The sequence below is a fragment of the Streptomyces sp. NPDC025833 genome (assembly GCF_055558055.1).
Window position 1 is genome coordinate 19,784 of record NZ_JBVHNF010000002.1, and the last position, 19,459, is coordinate 39,242.

Genomic DNA, 19,459 nt, shown 5'->3' on the forward strand with positions numbered 1-19,459 from the left:
CACCGCCGAAGCCCGCGGACCGCCCACCGTCCTCCTCTGTGGAGACGGTCCCCGGCCGGTGCAGGTGCCGGTGGTCAGTCCGCTGTCACCGACGGGTGCGTGTGCGCGGCCTGCAGGAGTTTGACCGCGCCGCGGACCGCCGCGGTGTGCGGCGCGGGGACCGTGCGCAGTGGTGTGGGCAGCCGGACGGTGAGTTCGTGTCTGATGTCGGGCCGCAGGGCGCCGCCGCCGGCCAGGAGGATGCCGCGGCGCAGGGCGTCGGCGGTGAGCGAGGTGCGGTCCTGGTGGAGCATCGCGGTCAGCATCCGGGTGACCGCTTCGGCGATCTGCCCGGGGGTGGTGGTGTCGTCCAGGTCGCTGGTGCCCAGGGCGGTGCGGCGCGCGTCGGTGACGGCGCCGTCGCCGAGCAGCACCGCCTCGGTGAGGTGGGCGCCGACGTCCACCACCAGCAGCGGGCGGGAGAGGTCCGCGCCGGCGGCCAGCGCGATGCCCCGGGCGCTGGGCACGGTGAGGACGCTGCGCGGGCGCAGTACGTCGACCGCGGTGCGGGCCTGGGTGCGGTAGGCGAGCCCGTCCAGGACGGGAGCGGTGACGATGACCATGGGGCGGGCGAGGCGGGGCAGCCGGTCCGCGAGCAGGCGCTGGAGCATCCGGGCGCAGCCGGGCGCGTCGATGATCGTGCCGCGCTGGATGGGGTGGACCGCCCCCGCGCCGGGGAAGGTCACGGTGGGCACGTCGACGACCACACCGCGGCCGGCGATCCAGGCCCGGGTGCGGGCACTGCCCATGTCCAGGGCGATCCCGCAGCAGTGCCGGCACAGCGGCCAGGGCCGGTGCCGGGTCGGTACGGCGTACGGCCGGCGCGTGTCGGTCATGGAACGGCCTCCTTGGCCTGCTGGCAGCGGGCGCAGTAGCGGGCCTGCGGCACTATCCTCAGCCGTTCCCGGTCGACGGGGCGCCGGCACAGGTGGCAGGTGCCGTACGAGCCCTCGTCCATGCGCCGGAGGGCCGCCTCGACGTCGGTGAGGACCATGCGGGCGGACGCGGCGAGCTTCACGCTGACCTCGAGTTGCGCGGCGGTCTGCCGGGCCGGCCGCTCGTCGGCGCGGGACGTCAGCGGTCCGGCGAGCCGGCGCAACTGCTCCTGGCGGAACAGGAGCTGTTCGTTCAGGTTCTCGCGCAGCGCGGCCAGGTCCTCGGCGGACAGGACGGTCGTGTGCCCGCCGATGGCCTGGTGGACGGTCTGCTGGTTCACCTTGTCACCCCTCGTCATGGCGCGGTGGGGAAGATGCGTACGGGGACGGTCAGGCGGTGCGGAGCCGGCAGGCGACGCAGTAGCGGGTGTAGGGGAGGATCTCCAGCCGTTCCGCGGGGATCGGCTTGGTGCAGCCCAGGCAGGTTCCGTAGGTGCCGTCCTCCAGGCGGGCGAAGGCCTCCGCGATCTCTTCGAGGATCTGCTGCATGGCGGTCTTCTGCTCGGACATCAGGGGATCGTCCGCGTCCCGTCCGGTCTCGTCGAGCGCCTGGAGCTGTGCCAGCCGGGAGGTGCGGGCGTGGTCGAGGCGCTGGCGGGCCTCGTGCAGGTGGCTACCGGCCCGGGTGACATCGAGCGACATGGTTGGTTCCCTTCCAGGGTCGTGCCCGGGTCGTGCCCGGGGTCGTACGGCGGTTCGCACCGGCCCGTCATGGAGGCGGGCGGCCCGGTGGCGCGGCCGGACCGCCCGCCGGTGGGGTGGTGCCTTCTCCACCCTGGCCGGACCCGCGGCGGACGGCCATCGGGCGCGGGCCCCATTTGCGTGGGGGTGAGAGATCCATGCGGTGGTCCCGTGGATGGTGGTGACCAGGGGAAATGGGGTGCGGGCCCCATGGACGGCGCGCGCGTGCGAGGGGGAGGCTGGTCGCGGGCTCACTCGGGCACTGCGGCACCATGGACGCACAGATGATGGTGCCGCCGGTGCGTGACGGTGGAGGCGAACCGATGGTGTGGTGAAGGGAAGGCGCGAAGCCGGTGTCGTTGTTCTGGCGGATCTTCGCCCTGAACGCCGTGGTGCTGGGTACGGCCACGGCACTGCTGCTGTGGGCGCCGGTGACCGTTTCGGTGCCGGTGGTGCTCACCGAGGCGATCATCCTGGTCGGTGGCCTGGTGGTGATGCTGGTCGCCAACGCCGTACTGCTGCGGCTGGGGCTCGCCCCGCTGGACCGTCTGACGAAGCTGATGGCCACGGTGGACCTGTTGCGCCCGGGCCAGCGTCTGACCGCCCAGGGGGGCGGCGAGGTCGCCGGGGTGATCCGTACGTTCAACGCCATGCTGGAGCGGCTGGAGCAGGAGCGGGCCGCCAGCAGTGCCCGGGTGCTGCTGGCGCAGGAGGCCGAGCGCCGAAGGATCGCGCAGGAGCTGCACGACGAGGTCGGCCAGACCATGACCGCGATCCTGCTGGGGCTGAAACGGGCCGCCGACGACGCCCCCGAGCCGCTGCGCGGTGAGCTCCAGGAGGTGCAGGAGATCACCCGGGAGAGCCTGGACGAGGTACGCCGCCTGGTGCGCCGGCTGCGGCCCGGGGTGCTGGAGGACCTGGGGCTGGTCAGCGCGCTGACCTCGCTCACGGAGGGCATAGCCACCCACACCGGGATGCAGGTCGGCCGCCGTTTCGACGCCGAGCTGCCCGCCCTGGAACCGGAGGCGGAGCTGGTGTTCTACCGCGTGGCGCAGGAGTCGCTGACCAACGCCGCCCGGCACGCGGACGCGGAGCGGGTCACCGTCGCCCTGCGGCACACCGACGACGACGTGGTGCTGACCGTCACCGACGACGGCTGCGGCATCACGGCCCTGCGGGAGGGCGCCGGCATCCGCGGCATGCGGGAACGGGCCCTGCTCATCGGCGGCAGTCTGGAGATCGCTCCGGCCGCCCGCGTCGGCACCCAGGTCACACTCACCGCCCCCGTCCCCAGGAAGCAGCTCTGAACATGCACGACACCAGCACGCCCGCCGGCACGGACGCGCGGCCGATCCGCATCCTGCTCGCCGACGACCACGCCCTGGTCCGCCGTGGTGTGCGGCTGATCCTCGACCAGGAGCCGGACCTCGAAGTGGTCGCCGAGGCCGGTGACGGCGCCGAGGCCGTGGAGCTGGCCCGCACCCACGAGGCCGACCTGGCCGTGCTGGACATCGCCATGCCCCGGCTGACGGGGTTGCAGGCCGCCCGTGAACTGGCCGCGCTCAAGCCGGGCCTGCGGATCCTGATGCTCACGATGCACGACAACGAGCAGTACTTCTTCCAGGCCCTGAAGGCCGGGGCCTGCGGGTACGTCCTGAAGTCCGTCGCCGACCAGGACCTGGTCGCCGCCTGCCGGGCCGCGATGCGCAACGAGCCCTTCCTGTACCCCGGCGCGGTCACCGCGCTGATCCGCAACTACCTCGCCCGGGTCCGCCACGGCGAGGAGACCCCCGACCAGATCCTCACCCCGCGCGAGGAGGAGGTCCTCAAGCTCGTCGCCGAGGGGCACTCCTCCAAGGAGATCGCGGACCTGCTGTTCATCAGCGTCAAGACGGTGCAGCGGCACCGCGCGAACCTGCTGCAGAAGCTCGGTCTGCGCGACCGCCTGGAGCTCACCCGCTACGCCATCCGCGCCGGCCTGATCGAGCCCTGACCCCGTCCGGTACCGGGGCCGGAGTTCCGCAGCCCGCAGCACGCAGCAGACACAACAGGAGAGGGGGACGGTGCATGCGCCACCCGGTCCGCACCGCCCCCGGCACCGCCGGCACCCACCGCCCCGGCGCCGCTCCCGCCCCCCGGGCCCGGGCCTTCGCCGTCGCGCTGCTGCTGGCGGTCCTGTCGGTGCTGCCGTCCACGCTGGGGGGTGTCGCGGCCGGCCCGCACGGGCCGGCTTCCGCCCGGGCGGTGGCGGCCGACGACCGGGTGGTGACGGCCGGCAACCGGGCGGTGGCGGCCGACGACCACCGGGCGGTCGCACCGCACGCCGACGACGGGTGCGGCACCGCCTGTGCCGTCCGGGCTGCCACCCGCCACACCCGCACCGAGCACCCCGCCCCGCGCAGCCACCTCACCGCCTGCCCCGCCGACACGGTCCTCGACCCGCCCGGCCCGGCACCGCTCCCGGCGGCGACCGGGCGCGTGCCCGTCCCCGCTCCTCCCCCGCCCCCCGACCGCGGGCGCTCACCCCCCACGTCCTCCGGCTGACAGCGCACCCCTTTCCTCTTCTCCTCGACACCGCTCGACACCACCGGGCCGCGCCCTGCCGTGGCCGTGGTGTGCCTGCCGGAGGCTTCCTGTGACCCGTTCCGCCCGTGTGAGGGCGTTGCTCGCCCTCGCCGTGCTCGCCCTGTCCGTGTACATCTCCGTCACCGTGCCGGTCCATCTCGGCCTCGACCTGCGCGGCGGCACCCAGATCGTGCTGGAGACCCGTTCCACTCCCACCGCCAAGGCCGACCGCGAGGCCACCGACCGCACCCTGGAGGTGCTGCGCGGCCGTATCGACGCGCTGGGCGTCGCCGAACCCACCCTCGTCCGCTCCGGAGACAACCGGATCATCGCCGAACTGCCCGGTGTGCAGGACCCGGAGAAGGCCGCCGACGTGCTGGGCCGCACCGCGCAGCTCACCTTCCACCCGGTGCTCGACACCGCCCGGAGCGCCGACGGCACCGCGCGGCCGCTGCCGGAACGGCCCGGGGAGCGGGTCCTGCCGGACGAGTCGGGGACACGGCTGCGCCTGGGGGCCGCGGCACTGACCGGCGGCCAGGTGAAGACCGCCGCCGCCCGGTTCGACCAGCAGGGCGGCGCCGGCTGGCACGTCATGGTCGAGTTCGCGGGCGCCGGCCGCGACGGCTGGGCCCGGCTCACGGGCGAGGCGGCCTGCAACCCGGCGGGCGCCCCGGCCCGGCGGGTGGCGATCGTCCTCGACGGCAAGGTCATCTCGTCCCCGCAGGTCGACCCGTCCGTCGCCTGCAAGTCGGGGATCCGCGACGGCGCCACGCAGATCACGGGCTCCTTCAGCCCGGAGGAGGCCCGCGAACTGGCGCTGCTCATCAAGGGCGGCGCGCTGCCCGTGCCCGTCGAGACGGTGGAGCAGCGGACCGTGGGGCCGACGCTGGGCGCGCAGGCCATCACGGCCAGTGCCTGGGCCGCGGCCATCGGCACGATCCTGACCTCGCTGTTCATCATCGTCGTCTACCGGCTGATGGGTGTGCTGGCCGCCGTGGCCCTGGTCTGTTACGGCCTCGTCTCCTACGCCGCCCTGGCCGCGCTCGGGGCCACGCTGACCCTGCCGGGGCTGGCCGGTTTCGTCCTGGCGATCGGCATGGCGGTGGACGCCAACGTGCTGGTTTTCGAGCGGGCCCGTGAGGAGTACGCGGCCCGCCGCCGGCCCAGTACCCGCTCGGCGCTCGCGGCCGGGTTCCGCAACGCCCTCAGCGCGATCGCCGACTCCAACATCACCACGCTGATCGCGGCGGGCCTGCTGTTCTTCCTCGCCTCCGGGCCCGTGCGGGGCTTCGGCGTCACCCTCGGCATCGGCGTGCTCGCCTCCATGTTCAGCGCCCTGGTGATCACCCGGGTGCTCGCCGAGTTCGCCGCGAACCGCGCCCCGGTCCACCGCCGCCCGCGGCTCACGGGCATCGCCACCACGGGGACCGTCCGCGACCGGCTCACCCGTCGTGACCCCCAGCTGATGCGGCACCCGCGCCGCTGGCTGGCCGTGGCGGTCGCCGGGCTCGTGCTGGCGGGCTCCGGCATCCTGGTGCGCGGCCTCGTCCTCGGCGTGGAGTTCACCGGCGGCCGCCTGATCGAGTACGCCACCACCGCCCCGGTCGACCCCGAGCGGGCCCGTACCGCGCTCGCCGACGCCGGGTTCCCCCGCGCGGTCGTGCAGTCCTCCGGCGACAGCGGACTGACCGTGCGCACCGAGGCGCTGACCAATGCGCAAGAGGGCACGATCACGGGCACGGTGCGCGGCCTCGCGGGCGGGGCGGACAAGCTGCGCGACGAACTGATCGGGCCGAGCCTCGGCGAGGAGCTGCGCCGGGACGCCCTGATCGCGCTCGCCGTCGCCCTGGGGGCGCAGCTCGCCTACCTCGCCTGGCGTTTCCGCCTGCTGTTCGGCACGGCCGCGGTGGCGGCCCTCGCGCATGACGTGGTGATCCTCGTCGGCGTCTTCGCGTGGCTGGGCAAGCCCATCGACGGGGTGTTCCTGGCGGCCCTGCTCACCGTGATCGGCTACTCCGTCAACGACTCGGTCGTGCTCTTCGACCGCGTGCGGGAACTGGTCGGGCGGGCGCCCAAGGCGCCCCTGTCCGGCATCACGAACCAGGCGATCCTGCAGACCCTGCCCCGCACCGTCAACACCGGCATGGGCGCCGCCTTCATCCTCACCGCCCTCGCCGTGCTCGGCGGAGACTCGCTCACCGACTTCGCCCTGGCCCTGCTCATCGGTCTGGCCGTCGGCACGTACTCCTCCGTCTTCACGGCCGCGCCCGCCGCGATCGCCCTGCACCGACGGCGTCCGGCGCGGCGCTGAGTCCGCCGGCCGGACCCGGGCAGGAAGGCCGACGCGCGGGTCCCGTGCACTCCCGCACGGGACCCGCCCGACCGGACCTCGGCCGTGGGAGCGCCGGGCGGCAAGAGGGGACGGCGGTTTCGCGCGGGGCCCGACCGGCCCGGGTCACTGGCCGTCGGAGGCATGGCGCGCCCAGTTCCGGAAGTGCCTGCTGGTCGCCATGGCGATGAGGTGCTTCCCCGCCGGCCGTCCACACCGGTCGCAGGCCGTTTCGAGGGGCCGCTCACACGGACGCCTTGCCGTACCCGGCCGGGACGCGGATGGGCGGCGGTGCGCCACCGGGTCCGGGAGCGCCCTCCGGACCGCGGCCGTGTGCGGCCGTACGTCAGTCGCCGTGCGGTCGTGTGCCGGCGAGGTGCTCGGCCAGGGCCTGGAGGACGCAGAGGTTCGGGGTCCGGGACGCGACCGCGCCGCGCACCGGGCGGCAGCCGGGGGCGCGGACGGTGACGCGGCCGTCGAGGATCTCGATCCGCCCGGCCTGCGCCCACCGCAGGGCCGTCGTCCCGGAGCCGATCCCCTCCCTGGTGACCCACAGCGGGCCGAAGGCCAGCCGTGCTCCCCGGTCCAGTGCGGACAGGGCCCGTGGCACCTGCGCCTCGACGACGGCCCGGTGGACCTCGGGCCACCACTCCCCCGGCCGGCCGAAGTCACCGCGGCGCAGCACCATCCGCTCGCGGCCGTCGTCCACGAGCACCAAGGCGTGCGTGATGCCCCGGAGGGTCAGCGTCCTGCGCCGGCGCACCACCGTGGTCTCGAAGCGGACGACGTGGATGCGGCTGCCGACGGCGGCCGTCATCCCGTGCTCGTAGAGGTCCAGCCGTGCGCCCGCCTTCGTGCCCGGCGCGCCGCCCGCCCGCGGGAGGCGCCACCTGCCCGGTGGCGCCGGGTAGGTGGCGTGCCGTCTGCCGAGCCGTGCCCGTCCGGCGGCCGCGGAGATCCGCGCCAGCAGCAGTTCCTCGGCACGCCGGCGGGCCGCCGCCGCTCCCCCGCTCACGCCGCGCCCGTGCGGAGCGGGCCGGCGGCGGTGTCGTCGGCGCGCAGTGCCGCCCGGCGTGCCTGTGACAGCACTTCGCCCGGTGCCACTCCGAGGTCTTCGGCGAGGCTGCGCCGGGTGCGGTCGAAGACGGCCAGGGCCTCGGCCCGCCGCCCGTCCCGCCGCAGCGCGTGCATCAGCGTCGCGGCGACCGGCTCGTTCAGCGGGTCCTCCAGGGCCAGGGCGGACAGGCCGGCGATCGCCTCGGCGCGCCGGCCCAGCCGCAGTTGCCAGTCCGCTTTCCGCTGGGCCAGGGCGACCCTGCGCTGGGTGAGCCGCAGCCGCTCCGCCTCGGCGAACGGCCCGGGCAGTCCGGCCAGCGGCTCACCGCGGAACAGCGCCAGCGCCCGGGCGCACAGCCGTACGGCCTCAGGCAGGTCCCCGGCGCGTGCGGCCCGTCCGGAGCGGGTGACGAGGTCCTCCATGCACAGCACGTCCACCTCGGCCACGCCGCGCACCAGTCCGTACCCGTACCGGTCGCGGCGGATCACCGAGTCCGGGCAGTCTCCGAGCCGCAGGGTCTTGCGCAGCCGGTACACGTAGACCGGTACGACGTTCCCGTCCGGCAGTTCCCTCCCCCACACGTTCTCCAGCAGCCGCCGCCGGCTGACGGACCGGTCGGGGCTCAGCGCCAGCGCCGCCAGCACGGCCTGCTGGCGTACGGGGCCCACGTCCACGGGCCGTCCCGCGAGCGTCGTCCGCAAGGGGCCGAGCACGGACAGCCGGAGCCACGGGCCGGCCGCGGTGCCCGGCCGCGGCCCGGCGGTGGTCTCGGGTGGGGTGCCCGTCCCCGGACCGTCGGTGGTCGCGGGCGCCGGCCGGGCGGCGGTCGCCGCCACCGGCCCGCGCGGGCCCTGTCCCGGTACGACCAGACCGCAGTCGAAGGCGTGCACGATGGCGGCGGCCCGGTCGCGCAGTCCCAGCCTGCCGAGGACCCGGCCGATCCGGTCGGCCACCTCGTGCGCGGGCAGGGCCAGGGCGTCGGCGATCTCGGCGTCCCCCAGGCCGCAGCCGAGCGCGTAGAGCACCTCGCGCTCGCCCGCGGTGAGGGCCGTGCCGCCGGGGCTGTCCTGGGCTGCGGTGGTCGTCGGCATGACGGCTCCCCGTCCTCGGGACCGGCCGATCCGCTCGGCCCGGTCGGTCACGTCGATGGGGCCGAGACTGGCCGCCGTGCGAGAAATGTGGACAGAGCATGCAACCGGTCTTATGTGAACGGTGCCCGCGCTAGAGTCGCCACCTGCGAAAACGGGGACAACTCAAGGGGGAAGGCCATGACTTGTGGCCGGTGATTTCGGCACGGTCCTGCGCCGGCAGCGCGAGCGGGCGGGACTGACCCAGGACGAGCTGGAGCGGCGTTCCGGCATCAGCGTGAGCACCATCCGCGGTCTGGAGACCGGCAGGCGCGGCAATCCGCGGATGAGCACGGTACGGCGGCTCGCGGACGCGCTCGCCCTGCGCGGCGAGGACCGCGAGGAGTTGCTCGGCGCCGCCGTCCCGGGGGGCCCGGGCGCCGGCACCGGTGCCGCGGACGGGCCGGAGGCGGACGGGAGGACGGTCCGGCCGCCTGCCGGGCAGCAGCCCGTCCCGGCGGTCCGGAGCGCGCTGGCGGACGCGGCCGAACAACTCGCGAAGGCGGTCGCGGCCCGCTGGCAGCGCGAGGAGGAGCAGCGGCGGATCCAGGATCCCTACCCGTTGCCGGTCCGCTGGAAGGCCGCCCGCGAAGCGCTCACCGACCACTGGGCCAACATCCGGCGGCTCCCGCCGGGGGCCGCGAGCGGTCCGCTGGACCTGGGCGGCCGGCTGGAGGAGATCGCGGAGACCTACCGGAGCGTGCCGTCCGGGCGGCTCGTGGTCCTGGGCAGGTCCGGGTCCGGGAAGACGGTGCTGGCACTGCGCTTCGTCCTCGACCACCTGAAGTCCCGGACCCCCGAGGAGCCCGTGCCGGTGATCTTCAGCATCGGCTCGTGGGGCCCCACCGCCATCACCCTGCGCGACTGGCTGACCGAGCGGCTGACCCGCGACCACCCCGGCACGGCCGCCCCGGGGCCGGGCAGGGTGAGCCTGGCCTCCGCGCTGGTCGACTCCGGCCGGGTCCTGCCGGTGCTGGACGGGTTCGACGAGATGGCCGACGGGCTGCGCCGCCCCGCGCTCGAAGCACTCAACGCCACCACCCTCCCCCTCGTGCTCACCAGTCGGCCCGCCGAGTACGCCGCCGCCGTCGCGGAGACCGACGTGCTGACCTCCGCGGCGCCGATCGAGCTCACCGACCTCGCCCTCGCCGACCTGGACGACTACCTGCCCCGCACCACCCGCAAGACCGGCCGCGCGGATGCCGCGGCGGGCGCCTGGGACGTGGTGCTGAAGAGGCTGCGCGCGCCGGCACCGGGCGGCCCGGCGGCCCCGCTGGCCACCGTGCTGTCGACCCCGCTGATGGTCGCGCTCGCCCGCACCGTCTACAGCGACACCCCGGAGCACGATCCGGCCTCGCTGCTCGACACCGAACGGTTCCCCAGCGCCGAGGCGTTGGAGGAGCACCTGCTCGACAGTTTCCTCCCCACCGTCTACCGCCGGCCCCGCCCGGGGGCGCGCGGCTGGGACCCGGACCGCGTCCAGCGGTGGCTCGGCCACCTCGCCCACCACCTGACGGAACTCAGGACGCCCGACCTGGCCTGGTGGCGGCTCGGCAACGGCCTGCGCGACTCCACCCGCACCCTGGTCACCGCCCTCGTCACCGCGCTGGTCATCGGCTTCGTCGACGGCTGCGTCTCGGTCGTCTTCAGCGGCTCGCTCGTCGGCGGCGTCGTGGACGGGGCGATCGTCGGGCTCCTGGCCGGGCTCCTGTTCGGGCTGGTGCACTGGTTCACGTACACGCTCACGGGCAAGGACGTCAGGCCGTCGGCCGTACGGCTGCGGGTCCGCGGCCGGCCGGGCACCACGTGGACGGCCGGTCCGCGGCTGGTGATCGGCACGCTGGGCGGCGCGCTCTTCGGGTTCGCCTACGGGTTCGCGGTCGGCCTGGTGCACGCGTACGGCTGGCAGGTGGGGCTGCCGTCGGCGCTGTACCTCGGGCTGGTGGACGGGATCGTCCTGAGCCTGGTCTTCGGCGGCGCCGCCGGCCTCGCCTTCTGCCTCCTCGGTCTCCTCGAAACCCCGCTCGACATCCTCTCCGCCGTCAGCCCGCGCAGTGTCCTGAACGCCGACCGGCGCACGATGATCACCCAACTGTGTTTCTGGGCACCGGTGTTCGGTACGGCCGTCGGGGTCGGGGTCGGGGTGGTGGTCGATCTGTTGCAGGGGCACCTGGGCCGGCTCGTCGCGGACCCCACGGCCAGTCTGGTCCTCGGCGTCATCAGCGGCCTGGGCGGTGCCCTCGGCTACACGCTGTGCCTGACCGCCTGGGGCCAGTGGTGCGTACTGGCCCGTTTCTGGCTGCCGTTGACCGGTCGCCTCCCCTGGGCTCTCGCCTCCTTCCTCGACGACGCCTACCGGCGCGGGGTGCTGCGCCAGGCCGGCGCGGTCTACCAGTTCCGCCACTCCCGGCTCCAGGACCGGCTCGCCCGGGCCCACCGCCGAAGATGAGCCGCCACCGGGACCCACCGCGCGCGGGCTCAGTCGCCGGTGATCCAGGTGCCCCTGTCCGGGTGCCAGTGGACGGTGGCCTGCTGGAAGCGCTGCGCCCTGCCGCCGCCGGCCTCGTCCACCTCGTCGGATGTCGGATAACCGAGGACGCCCTCGTGGCCCGCCGCGTGGAAGGCGTCGTAGATCGCGTCGCGCACCACATGCGTACCCGTGGCCGCCGACCACAGGAACAACCCACGCTCGAAGAACTGGTACCGCCCCCGCGTCCCGTCCGGCGCCCGCGAGGCATCCGCCTCGTCCATCGTCGGAAACCCCCACCGCCGCTCCGCGTCCGTCGACCAGAACTTCGACAGGACGTCCCCGTACACCGCGTACGCCACATCCGGACGCCACAGGATGATCCCGTTCCGGAAGAGCTGGAAGCGCCCGCCCAGCGAGGCCGTCTCCTCGGCCCGGACCGGCGGGCCGAGCACGCTGCCGGGGCCGCCCAGGGCGGCGTACTTCGCCCCGATCGTGCCGTACGGCTCGAACGCCTCGTCCCGCAGCCCCCGGGCGACGCCTTCCGCCTGGTCGTACCGCTCCGGGTAGGCGGAGCGCTGGACGGCCTGGGCGAGCTGCCCGGCGGTGCTCCCCTGCATGCCGGGTTCCATCTGCAGGGCCACCTCGAAGAACTTGCCCGCCGCGTAGTCGACGTCCGTCACCTGGGCCGGCGAGCCCCAGCCCTGTGAGGGCCGTTGCTGGAAGACGCCGAGCGAGTCCCGGTCCCCGCACGAGAGGTTGTTCATGCGGGACTCGACCCAGCCCGTCTCGAACCCGGCGAGCATGACCTTCGGGGACACGTTCATGCGCTGGCCGACCTCGTAGACCTTGCGGGTGACCGCTATGTCCCGGTCCGGGGGGACGGAGCAGTACAGCGTGGCGGGTGCGGTGTGGTTCAGTGGGCCGGGGATCTTCTTCAGGGGCTTGCCGTCGGCCGCGCCGGCCGGGCTGCCGCCCAGTGCCGTCACGACCATGAGGGCGAGCACGGCCATGCCGCCCGGTCTCGCGCGCCGCGGGCGCACTCCGCTCATCTGGTCCTCCTGTGCCGGGATCTCGTGCCGAAGGGGAAGTACGCCTGCCGGGTCACGGGGTGATGCCGTCGTACTGCAGCACTCGGTAGGGCGACTGGTGGGGCTGGCCGTTCCACTGCGACACGATCAATGTCAGGGAGGTGGGGCCGGCGCTGCCCGGGTGGATGTATCCGCCGTAGAGGTAGGGAAGTTGGGGCTTGCCCCAGTGGTTCGGCGGCCAGGCGGTGTCGCCGACGACCTGCGGCTTCGGCGCGCTCCACACGGCGTCGGGCCGGGGCGCGGTGCGGGTGCAGATCGAGTAGTCGGTGACGTCGAAGTAGCTCATGCAGTAGGTGCCGCCGATGCGCTTCACCGAGAACTCGCCGATGTTGTTGCCGGAGAGGATGACCGAGGGCTGCACCGCCCGGGTCCACTGCCAGCGGCCGTCGAGGTAGGCCCAGTTCTCCTGCGCGCCGAAGTTGCCGGCGCGGAACTCCTCCGGCCGGATGCGGAAGAGCTGGATCGCCCCGCCGTCACCGGTGTTGAGGTGGCTGCCGTTCCAGCGCTTGGAGAAGACGTACAGCCAGCCGTCGGGGTCGATGCCTGCGAACGACCACATCCCGTACAGGGACTGGTTCACCCCCTGGGTGTCACCCGCCCAGTGGTAGGGGTAGTCGTGCCAGGTCACACCGTGGTCGTCGGAGTAGGCGACGCCGGACATGCGTGAGCCGTCGTAGCCCGCGGGCGGCTTCCAGACCTCCACGGAGGTGTACTGGATGTACGTGCGTCCGCCGAACTCGATGCAGTCGTTCGGGATGCGGCTGACCTCGAAGCCGTGGCCGTTGTCGGCTTCGTGCCGGTAGTCGAAGAGCTGCCGGGCGCGGCCGCCCGTGGGCATGGCCCAGGTGAACGAGACCGGGCTTCCGAGGTACTCCCCGCCGAGCGCCGGTTCGGCGAAGGAGTCGCCGAAGACGTAGCCCCAGGTGTTGTCGTGCTCGCGGTAGTAGGGGATGGCGAGGTCCCCCGATCCCAGTCCCTGCGCGCGTGCGGAGTCGCCGGGCTGCTCGCACAGGGGGGTGCCGCGCTGGGCCGCGGCGGCGCCGGGGGCGGCGGCGATCGAGCCGCCCACCGCGCCCGCGCTCAGGGCGGCGCCCGCGCCGGCCCGCAGCAGCGTCCGGCGGGTCATCGGCAGGCGGTCGGGACCTGCGGAATCGGACATGGTCGGACCTCCAGGGTCGGTTCCCGCGGTGACCGCGGGGTCGGGTCGTCGGTGCACGTGCTCGGGTCACGCCGGGCCGGCCGTGCCACGTCTCCTCACGCTTGGGCCGGGGCCGGCGGTCCACGGGTGCTCGCCGGGCCGCCGCGGCGGGAACGGTCCGGGGCGGCTCGCGGCGCGTTCATCCTGGCGGGCGCCGCTGACAAGACGATGAAGTCCCGGCTCAGCGACCGGATGCGGCGCCGGGGCGTGCGGCGGGGACCGCCGGCCCGGCCGCCCTCACGGCTCGACACGGCCCGCGGCCCGGTCCAACCTCCCGCGGCGGCACGCCCCTTGCGCGACGGGCCCCGCGGCCCGGGGCAGGCGGCATCATCGGGATTTCATCGGTGCTTCCTAGCGTGGCCGCGGTCGGACGGAGACCTCTGGCACAGGGAAGGACGGCGCGATGGCGCGGAGGAGAGTCGGATCGAGGTTCTTGGTGGCGCTGACGGCCGCGGTCGCCATGACGAGCACGACGGCGGCGACCGGATCGCCCGACGCCGGCCAGGGACCGGACACGGCGACGATCCGGTACACCGAGTACGGCATCCCGCACATCACCGCCTCGACCTGGGAGGGGCTGGGAACGGGGTACGGGTATGCCGCGGCCGAGGACAACATCCGCACCCTGGCCGACACGTACCTGATGGTCGGCGCCCAGCGGTCCCGCTATCTGGGACCCGGCGGCAAGGCGAGCCCCGGCCAGAACCAGAACACCACCACCAACCTCAACAGCGACCTGTACTTCCAGCGGATCAACGACGACCGGGTGGTGGAGCGGCTGCTCGACCTGCCCGCGCCCGACGGGCCGGAGCCGGAGGTCAAGGAGGCGGTCCGCGGCTATGTGCGCGGGTACAACCGGTACCTGGCGGAGACGGGTGTGAACGGCATCTCCGACCCGGCCTGCCGCGGCGCGGCCTGGGTGCGGCCGATCACGGAACTGGACGTCTACCGGCACGCACACGCCGAGATCATCATGGGCACCACCGGCGCGCTGCTGGACGGCGAGGTGAACGCCGCACCGCCGGGCGCGTCCACCGCCGCGCCGTCCGCGCCGTCCGCGCCCTCCGCGGCCCGGACCGCGAAGAAGATCCTCGACGCGATGGCCGTGAGCCGCCGGCAGGGCATGGGCAGCAATGCGCTGGCGGTCGGCTCGCAGGGGGTGTCCGGCGGCACCAGCATGCTGCTGGCCAACCCGCACTTCCCGTGGCAGGGGAAGAACCGGATGTGGCAGAGCCAGCTCACCATCCCGGGGAAGGTCAACGTCTCCGGGGCCAGCCTGCTGGGGCTGCCCGCCGTGAACATCGGCCACAACGAGGACGTCGCGTGGAGCCACACGGTGGCCACGGTGGCCCCGTTCGGGCTGTTCGACGTGCAGGTGGACCCGCTGAACCCGACGAACTACCTGGTGGACGGCGTCTGGCGGCGGATGACCTCCCAGCAGGTCTCCGTCGACGTGCTGAACGCGGACGGCTCCGTCGGCAAGGTCACCAGGACGATGTGGTCCACGCGTTACGGCCCGGTCACCACGTCGATCGAGGGCGTCCCGCTGCCCTGGGTGGTCAGCGCCCACGCCGTGCGCGACGTGAACATGGACAACCTGCGCGCGCTGAACACCTGGTTCCACCTCGACCGGGCCAAGGACGTCGACGACGTGGTCGACACGCTGGAGAGCACGCAGGGCGTCCCCTTCTTCAACACCGTCGCCGCCGACCGCCGGGGTCGCGCACTGTACGCGGATATCCAGGCCACCCCGAACATCACCGACGAGCACGCGCAGTCGTGCCTCACCGAGACCGGCCGGCTGCTGTTCGACCAGTCGCTGCGCCTGCCCAACATACCGCCGGTGTCCATCCTCGACGGCAAGCGCAGCGCGTGCGACTGGCCGGACGATCCGAACGCGGTCGCGCCGGGGCTGCTGGACCCGCGCAAGCAGCCGCGGCTCATCCGGTCCGACTTCGTCGGGAACGCCAACGACAGCCCCTGGCTGGCCAATCCGGAGCAGCCGCTGTCCTACCCCAGGGTGATGGGCGACACGGCGGCGCCCCGGTCGCTGCGCACCCAGGAGCTGATCCTGACCGCGCGGAACCGGATCAACGGCACCGACGGACTGCCCGGGCGGGGTTTCACACCGGAGACCATGCGCCAGTTGCTGTTCGCCGACAACAGCAGGGCGGCCGACCTGGCGCTCAACACCACGGTGACGGCGTGCCGCAACGTGCCCCTCGGGACCGTGCTGGTGGACGGCAGCCTGGTCAGCGTGAGTGAGGCGTGTCCGATCCTCGCCGCCTGGAAGGACCACCGCTACACGCTGGACAGCCGGGGCTCCTGGCTGTTCGCGAACTACTGGTCGTACCTGCTCGGGGGGCAGGCCGTCGAGAAGGTGCCGTGGCGGGTGCCCTTCGACCCGAACGACCCGGTGCACACGCCGAATTCACTGGACGGGGGAAGCTCCGCCGTCCGCGATGCGCTCGGCCGCGCGGTCCTCGCGCTGCGCAGGGCGGGCATCCCGCTGAACGCACCGCTCTCGGGCGTCCAGAAGGTCACGCGCAACGGCGAGCAGATCCCCGCGCGATCTGCGGCTCGGTGTCCGGGGTCTGCGATCCCGACAACTCCCCGTACAAGCCGGGCGTCGACAGTGACGCGCTGTTCGGCTCGCCCTACCCCGTCTTCAACGCCGACTGGCGCTGGAACGAGGTCGACCCGGCGGCGCACATGGACAGACTCGCCGGGGTCGGGGTGTCCGTCTACGTGGGCAACGGGGGCGGCTCGCCCACCGAGCTGGAGTTCTGGGTCGAGGGCGCGGCCAAGCACGTCAAGGACAGCATGGACGCGCTGGGCATGCCGTACTACTACGTCGACTACGGCGACGGTTCCGCGTGGGGCACCCAGTGCAACGGCGGCCACAACTTCGGCTGCTGGGAGCAGGACCTCCAGGACCTGATCCCGCGGCTGGAGAGGGCGTTCGCCTCCTGACCCGTCCGCATTGCCTGAACGTTGCCCGAGCGCGGAACGGCGGCGCCGCGGCCGCGCCGGCCCCTGGCGGTCACCGGGGGCGGCGGGCGGTCGCGGAGCCGTCGGCGGGAGGGGCCGAGGAGCCGTCGGGGGACGGTGCAGGGGGATGCGCGCGGCCGCAGGGGTGACCGGCCGCTTGACCTCGGGTGACGGGGAGGCGTCCGCCGGTCCACGGGTCGGGAACGCGTCGGCGTCCTCGATCGTCTACTCTCCTGTAGACCGTCTACCACGCTGTAGTCGCTTGTGGCGGCTCCTCACCCTTCAGGTCATGCAATGGAAAAGGTCCCGACCCCATGACGACACCGATGCACCTGGCGTCGCAACTCGCCGTGAACGTGCTCGACGCCCGGTCCCTGCTGGCAGCCTTCGGCGTACTGAGCGTGGGCTTCGTCCTGTTCGCCGAGACGGGACTGCTCGTCGGGTTCTTCCTGCCGGGCGACTCCCTCCTGTTCACGGCGGGGCTGCTGGCCACGGGGACGGCGCACGGCGCCGTCCGGCTGTCACTGCTCCCGCTGCTGGCCGCCGCGGCCGCCGGCGCGCTGGCCGGTGCGCACTGCGGTTATCTGATCGGCCGGCGCGCGGGCGGAACGCTTCTCGCCCGCAGCCGCTCCCGGCGGCTGCACGAGGGGGTCGAGCGCGCGGAGGCACTGCTCAAGCGCTACGGCTACGCGAAGGCGATCGTCCTGGCGCGCTTCGTCCCCGTGGTGCGCACCGTCCTCAACCCGCTGGCCGGAGCGCTCGGGGTGCCCGTGCGGACCTTCACGCTGTGGCAGGTGACCGGCGGCCTGGTGTGGTCGCTCGGCGTCCCCCTCGCGGGCTACGCACTGGGCTCCTCGTTCTCGAACGTCGACCGCTACCTGCTGCCCCTGGTCGCCGTGATCGTCGTGGTGTCCCTGTTCCCCCTGCTGGCCGAGGCCGTCCGGGGCCGGCGGAGCGCCAGGGCCCGCGGGGAGGCGCGGTGATGCTCGCCTTCGACGGCGCGACCGTCGACGGGAACCTGTACGAGGACGTGGTGCGGCGGGCCCGGCACGCGCCCGGCTGGCTGGACGGCGCGGTGTCGGCCTGGTCGACGTTCGGTCTCGCGGCCTTCGCCGTCCTGATGGTCGTCTGCTGGTGGCGGGCGCGCCGGACCGACGCCGCCGCGGCGGTGACGGCGCTCGCCGTCCCGGTCGTCGTGGTCGTGGCGTACGCCGTGGACATGGTCCTGAAGTCGCTCGTCCGCGAGGACCGGCCCTGCCGGAGCCTGCACGTGCGGACCCTGAAGGCCTGTCCGGCCCGGGGCGACTGGTCCTTCCCTAGCAATCACGCGACGATGGCGGCCGCGGCCGCCGTGGCGCTGCTGTTCGTCTCACGGCGCCTGGCCGCGGCCGCGTGCGTGGGCGCGCCGGCGATGGCGGCTTCGCGTGTCTGGGTGGGCGCGCACTACCCGCACGACGTCGCGGCCGGCCTCGTCGTCGGCGCGCTGGTGGCGGTCGGTGGCATGCTCGCGCTGCGCCGCTGGTCGCCGCTCCTGGCGCGGCGGCTCGCGCGGCTGCGCTGGGGTGCGCCGCTGGTGGCTTCGTGAACCGTCGTGACGCGGCCGAGCTCGCCGGGAGCGTCGGCGTGGGCGCCTGGGCCGGGCTCGCGGTGCTGACCGGCATCGTCGTCTCCGGCGGTGGTGCGCCGTTCGGGACGGACCACGCCCTGCTGCGGTGGTCGGCCGGTCACCGGCCGGACGTCGCGGTGGCGCTGGCCCGCGGGCTGACCGCCACCGGCACCGGGGTCGTCCCCTACGTGCTCGCCGTGCTGGCCGGCCTTCTGGTGGCGCGGACGCGGCGGCAGCGGCCGGCCGCCGTGGCCCTGTGCCTGGCCTGCCTCGGAGCGGGCCAGGCCCTGCGGTACGGGCTGATGGAAGCGGTGTACCGGGCCCGGCCCCCACGGGCGGACTGGCTGACGCACGCCTCCGGCTGGGCGTTCCCCTCGGGCCACAGTTCCACGGCCGCCCTGGCCGCCGGGCTGCTGATCCTCGCGGTGTCCGCGCGGGCGTGGCGCGGGGCGGTGGCGTCGCAGGTGGTCATCGGCCTGTGGGGGGCGGCCGTCGGGCTCAGCCGCGTGTACCTCGGTGTCCACTGGTTCTCCGATGTCATCGCCGGCTGGCTGTTCGCCACGGGGTGGCTGGGGGCGTGCTGCTGGGCGGCGGCCCGGTGGGCACCGGCGGCGTCGGCCCGGGAGCCCGGCTCGGCGTGAGCGCCGAGGGGACCGTGTCCGCCGGGTGACGACGCAGCGGGGGCGGTACGGCTCGGCCGTACCGCCCCCGCTGCGTCGTCATGCGGTCCGTGCGGCGCTGCGGTAGGCCGAGATGCCCAGGGCCAGCAGCCAGTAGCCGAGGACCGCGCCCATCAGGGCCGTCGTGCCCCAGCCGTTCGCCGCGTAGAAGTGTGCGGGGGTGTTGCCGAAGAACAGGGACGGGACGAACGCCAGGTTCACCGCGGCCAGCGCGTAGGCCGAGCGGCCGGTCCAGCGGGGCAGCAGGCGGGTGCGTGAGACGACGAGGCCGATCGCGGTCAGGAAGAACGCCAGCAGGAGACGGGAGATCGACCCGTAGAGGATGTACGTGCCGCTGACCGTGACCGTGGGGTCGATCGGCCGGTCGGCGGCGATCACCGCGCCCGCCTCCAGTCCGCTGGAGACGAGGGTGACGGTCGCGTAGACCAGTCCGGTGGCGAAGGCCATCGAGCCGATCCATTCGTGCGCCGGGCTGACGCGCCTGACCAGTTCACGGAACGCCGTCACGAACACGATCAGGAAGGCGAGGGCGATGATGCCGATGAGCAGGCGCGCGAGGACGTTCGCGTCCGGCGGCGGGCCCGAGTAGACGAAGTACAGGGGCACTTCGACGATGAGGGCGGCCGCGGCCGCCAGGCCCGCGGCGCCCGTCAGGCGTCGCGCGAAGGTCTCTTCCATGGGGTTCCCCCGGTG

The 19,459-nt window shown here is 74.0% G+C and carries 16 protein-coding genes and 2 pseudogenes; 10 read left to right on the forward strand and 8 right to left on the reverse strand.

Going from position 1 to position 19,459, the window contains the following annotated elements:
- Positions 1 to 74: 74 nt before the first annotated feature.
- From ACZ4K2_RS02795 to ACZ4K2_RS02805, 3 genes are read right to left on the reverse strand one after another with little or no spacing between them, the layout of a single operon-like run.
- Positions 75 to 875: a rod shape-determining protein gene (locus ACZ4K2_RS02795; protein ID WP_467469774.1), complete on the reverse strand. Its 801-nt coding sequence runs from the start codon at positions 873 to 875 to the stop codon at positions 75 to 77.
- On the reverse strand, positions 872 to 1,255 hold the full coding sequence (locus tag ACZ4K2_RS02800) for a TraR/DksA family transcriptional regulator (protein ID WP_467469776.1): 384 nt from the start codon (positions 1,253 to 1,255) through the stop codon (positions 872 to 874). The genes ACZ4K2_RS02795 and ACZ4K2_RS02800 overlap by 4 nt, the downstream gene beginning before the upstream one ends.
- A 49-nt stretch (positions 1,256 to 1,304) precedes the next feature.
- On the reverse strand, positions 1,305 to 1,616 hold the full coding sequence (locus tag ACZ4K2_RS02805; protein ID WP_467469778.1) for a TraR/DksA C4-type zinc finger protein: 312 nt from the start codon (positions 1,614 to 1,616) through the stop codon (positions 1,305 to 1,307).
- Positions 1,617 to 2,008: 392 nt separating this feature from the next.
- Here ACZ4K2_RS02805 and ACZ4K2_RS02810 point away from each other — a divergent pair, with 392 nt between their 5' ends.
- The 4 genes from ACZ4K2_RS02810 to secD all read left to right on the forward strand — a co-directional run bounded on the left by ACZ4K2_RS02810 (position 2,009) and on the right by secD (position 6,531).
- On the forward strand, positions 2,009 to 2,962 hold the full coding sequence (locus tag ACZ4K2_RS02810; RefSeq protein ID WP_467469780.1) for a sensor histidine kinase: 954 nt from the start codon (positions 2,009 to 2,011) through the stop codon (positions 2,960 to 2,962).
- Between the two features lie 2 nt (positions 2,963 to 2,964).
- Positions 2,965 to 3,648 carry a response regulator gene (locus ACZ4K2_RS02815; protein ID WP_467469782.1) on the forward strand — a complete coding sequence of 228 codons (684 nt, stop codon included), beginning with the start codon at positions 2,965 to 2,967 and terminating at the stop codon, positions 3,646 to 3,648.
- A 74-nt stretch (positions 3,649 to 3,722) separates the two neighbouring features.
- Positions 3,723 to 4,199 carry a hypothetical protein gene (locus tag ACZ4K2_RS02820; protein WP_467469784.1) on the forward strand — a complete coding sequence of 159 codons (477 nt, stop codon included), beginning with the start codon at positions 3,723 to 3,725 and terminating at the stop codon, positions 4,197 to 4,199.
- Positions 4,200 to 4,290: 91 nt separating this feature from the next.
- Positions 4,291 to 6,531, forward strand: a complete 2,241-nt coding sequence (secD, locus tag ACZ4K2_RS02825) for a protein translocase subunit SecD (protein ID WP_467469786.1) — start codon at positions 4,291 to 4,293, stop codon at positions 6,529 to 6,531.
- Positions 6,532 to 6,895: 364 nt separating this feature from the next.
- Here the strand turns inward: secD and ACZ4K2_RS02830 are convergent, their stop codons facing one another.
- Together ACZ4K2_RS02830 and ACZ4K2_RS02835 are read right to left on the reverse strand one after the other, a co-directional pair.
- Positions 6,896 to 7,564: a DUF6585 family protein gene (locus ACZ4K2_RS02830; RefSeq protein ID WP_467469788.1), complete on the reverse strand. Its 669-nt coding sequence runs from the start codon at positions 7,562 to 7,564 to the stop codon at positions 6,896 to 6,898.
- Complete coding sequence (locus tag ACZ4K2_RS02835) at positions 7,561 to 8,697, reverse strand: BTAD domain-containing putative transcriptional regulator (RefSeq protein WP_467469790.1); 1,137 nt, start codon at positions 8,695 to 8,697, stop codon at positions 7,561 to 7,563. The genes ACZ4K2_RS02830 and ACZ4K2_RS02835 overlap by 4 nt, the downstream gene beginning before the upstream one ends.
- Positions 8,698 to 8,881: 184 nt before the next feature.
- Here ACZ4K2_RS02835 and ACZ4K2_RS02840 point away from each other — a divergent pair, with 184 nt between their 5' ends.
- Entirely contained in the window at positions 8,882 to 11,182 is a 2,301-nt protein-coding gene (locus ACZ4K2_RS02840) for an XRE family transcriptional regulator (RefSeq protein ID WP_467469792.1), read from the forward strand.
- Positions 11,183 to 11,211: 29 nt separating this feature from the next.
- Here the strand turns inward: ACZ4K2_RS02840 and ACZ4K2_RS02845 are convergent, their stop codons facing one another.
- Together ACZ4K2_RS02845 and ACZ4K2_RS02850 are read right to left on the reverse strand one after the other, a co-directional pair.
- Entirely contained in the window at positions 11,212 to 12,252 is a 1,041-nt protein-coding gene (locus ACZ4K2_RS02845; RefSeq protein WP_467469794.1) for an LGFP repeat-containing protein, read from the reverse strand.
- Between the two features lie 52 nt (positions 12,253 to 12,304).
- A complete protein-coding gene (locus tag ACZ4K2_RS02850) occupies positions 12,305 to 13,450 on the reverse strand; it encodes a DUF4185 domain-containing protein (RefSeq protein ID WP_467469796.1) in 1,146 nt (381 codons plus the stop codon).
- Positions 13,451 to 13,949: 499 nt separating this feature from the next.
- Here ACZ4K2_RS02850 and ACZ4K2_RS02855 point away from each other — a divergent pair.
- The 5 genes and pseudogenes from ACZ4K2_RS02855 to ACZ4K2_RS02875 form a co-directional block, all read left to right on the forward strand.
- Positions 13,950 to 16,022, forward strand: a pseudogene (locus ACZ4K2_RS02855) (penicillin acylase family protein); the annotation flags it as partial.
- Positions 16,023 to 16,057: 35 nt separating this feature from the next.
- A pseudogene (locus ACZ4K2_RS02860) lies at positions 16,058 to 16,462 on the forward strand (esterase); the annotation flags it as partial.
- A 332-nt stretch (positions 16,463 to 16,794) separates the two neighbouring features.
- A complete protein-coding gene (locus tag ACZ4K2_RS02865) occupies positions 16,795 to 17,463 on the forward strand; it encodes a DedA family protein (RefSeq protein WP_467469798.1) in 669 nt (222 codons plus the stop codon).
- A complete protein-coding gene (locus ACZ4K2_RS02870) occupies positions 17,460 to 18,065 on the forward strand; it encodes a phosphatase PAP2 family protein (RefSeq protein ID WP_467469800.1) in 606 nt (201 codons plus the stop codon). Before ACZ4K2_RS02865 ends, ACZ4K2_RS02870 begins: the two co-directional genes overlap by 4 nt.
- Entirely contained in the window at positions 18,062 to 18,727 is a 666-nt protein-coding gene (locus ACZ4K2_RS02875) for a phosphatase PAP2 family protein (RefSeq protein WP_467469802.1), read from the forward strand. The genes ACZ4K2_RS02870 and ACZ4K2_RS02875 overlap by 4 nt, the downstream gene beginning before the upstream one ends.
- Before the next feature lie 78 nt (positions 18,728 to 18,805).
- Here the strand turns inward: ACZ4K2_RS02875 and ACZ4K2_RS02880 are convergent, their stop codons facing one another.
- Entirely contained in the window at positions 18,806 to 19,444 is a 639-nt protein-coding gene (locus ACZ4K2_RS02880) for a hypothetical protein (RefSeq protein WP_467469804.1), read from the reverse strand.
- Positions 19,445 to 19,459: the final 15 nt, after the last annotated feature.

Coding starts and splice junctions, on each gene's coding strand:
- ACZ4K2_RS02880 (WP_467469804.1), bottom strand. CDS start 19,444: ATGGAAGAGACCTTCGCGCGACGCCTGACGGGCGCCGCGGGCCTGGCG.
- ACZ4K2_RS02815 (WP_467469782.1), top strand. CDS start 2,965: ATGCACGACACCAGCACGCCCGCCGGCACGGACGCGCGGCCGATCCGC.
- ACZ4K2_RS02865 (WP_467469798.1), top strand. CDS start 16,795: ATGACGACACCGATGCACCTGGCGTCGCAACTCGCCGTGAACGTGCTC.
- ACZ4K2_RS02835 (WP_467469790.1), bottom strand. CDS start 8,697: ATGCCGACGACCACCGCAGCCCAGGACAGCCCCGGCGGCACGGCCCTC.
- ACZ4K2_RS02795 (WP_467469774.1), bottom strand. CDS start 875: ATGACCGACACGCGCCGGCCGTACGCCGTACCGACCCGGCACCGGCCC.
- ACZ4K2_RS02845 (WP_467469794.1), bottom strand. CDS start 12,252: ATGAGCGGAGTGCGCCCGCGGCGCGCGAGACCGGGCGGCATGGCCGTG.
- ACZ4K2_RS02850 (WP_467469796.1), bottom strand. CDS start 13,450: ATGTCCGATTCCGCAGGTCCCGACCGCCTGCCGATGACCCGCCGGACG.
- ACZ4K2_RS02805 (WP_467469778.1), bottom strand. CDS start 1,616: ATGTCGCTCGATGTCACCCGGGCCGGTAGCCACCTGCACGAGGCCCGC.
- ACZ4K2_RS02820 (WP_467469784.1), top strand. CDS start 3,723: ATGCGCCACCCGGTCCGCACCGCCCCCGGCACCGCCGGCACCCACCGC.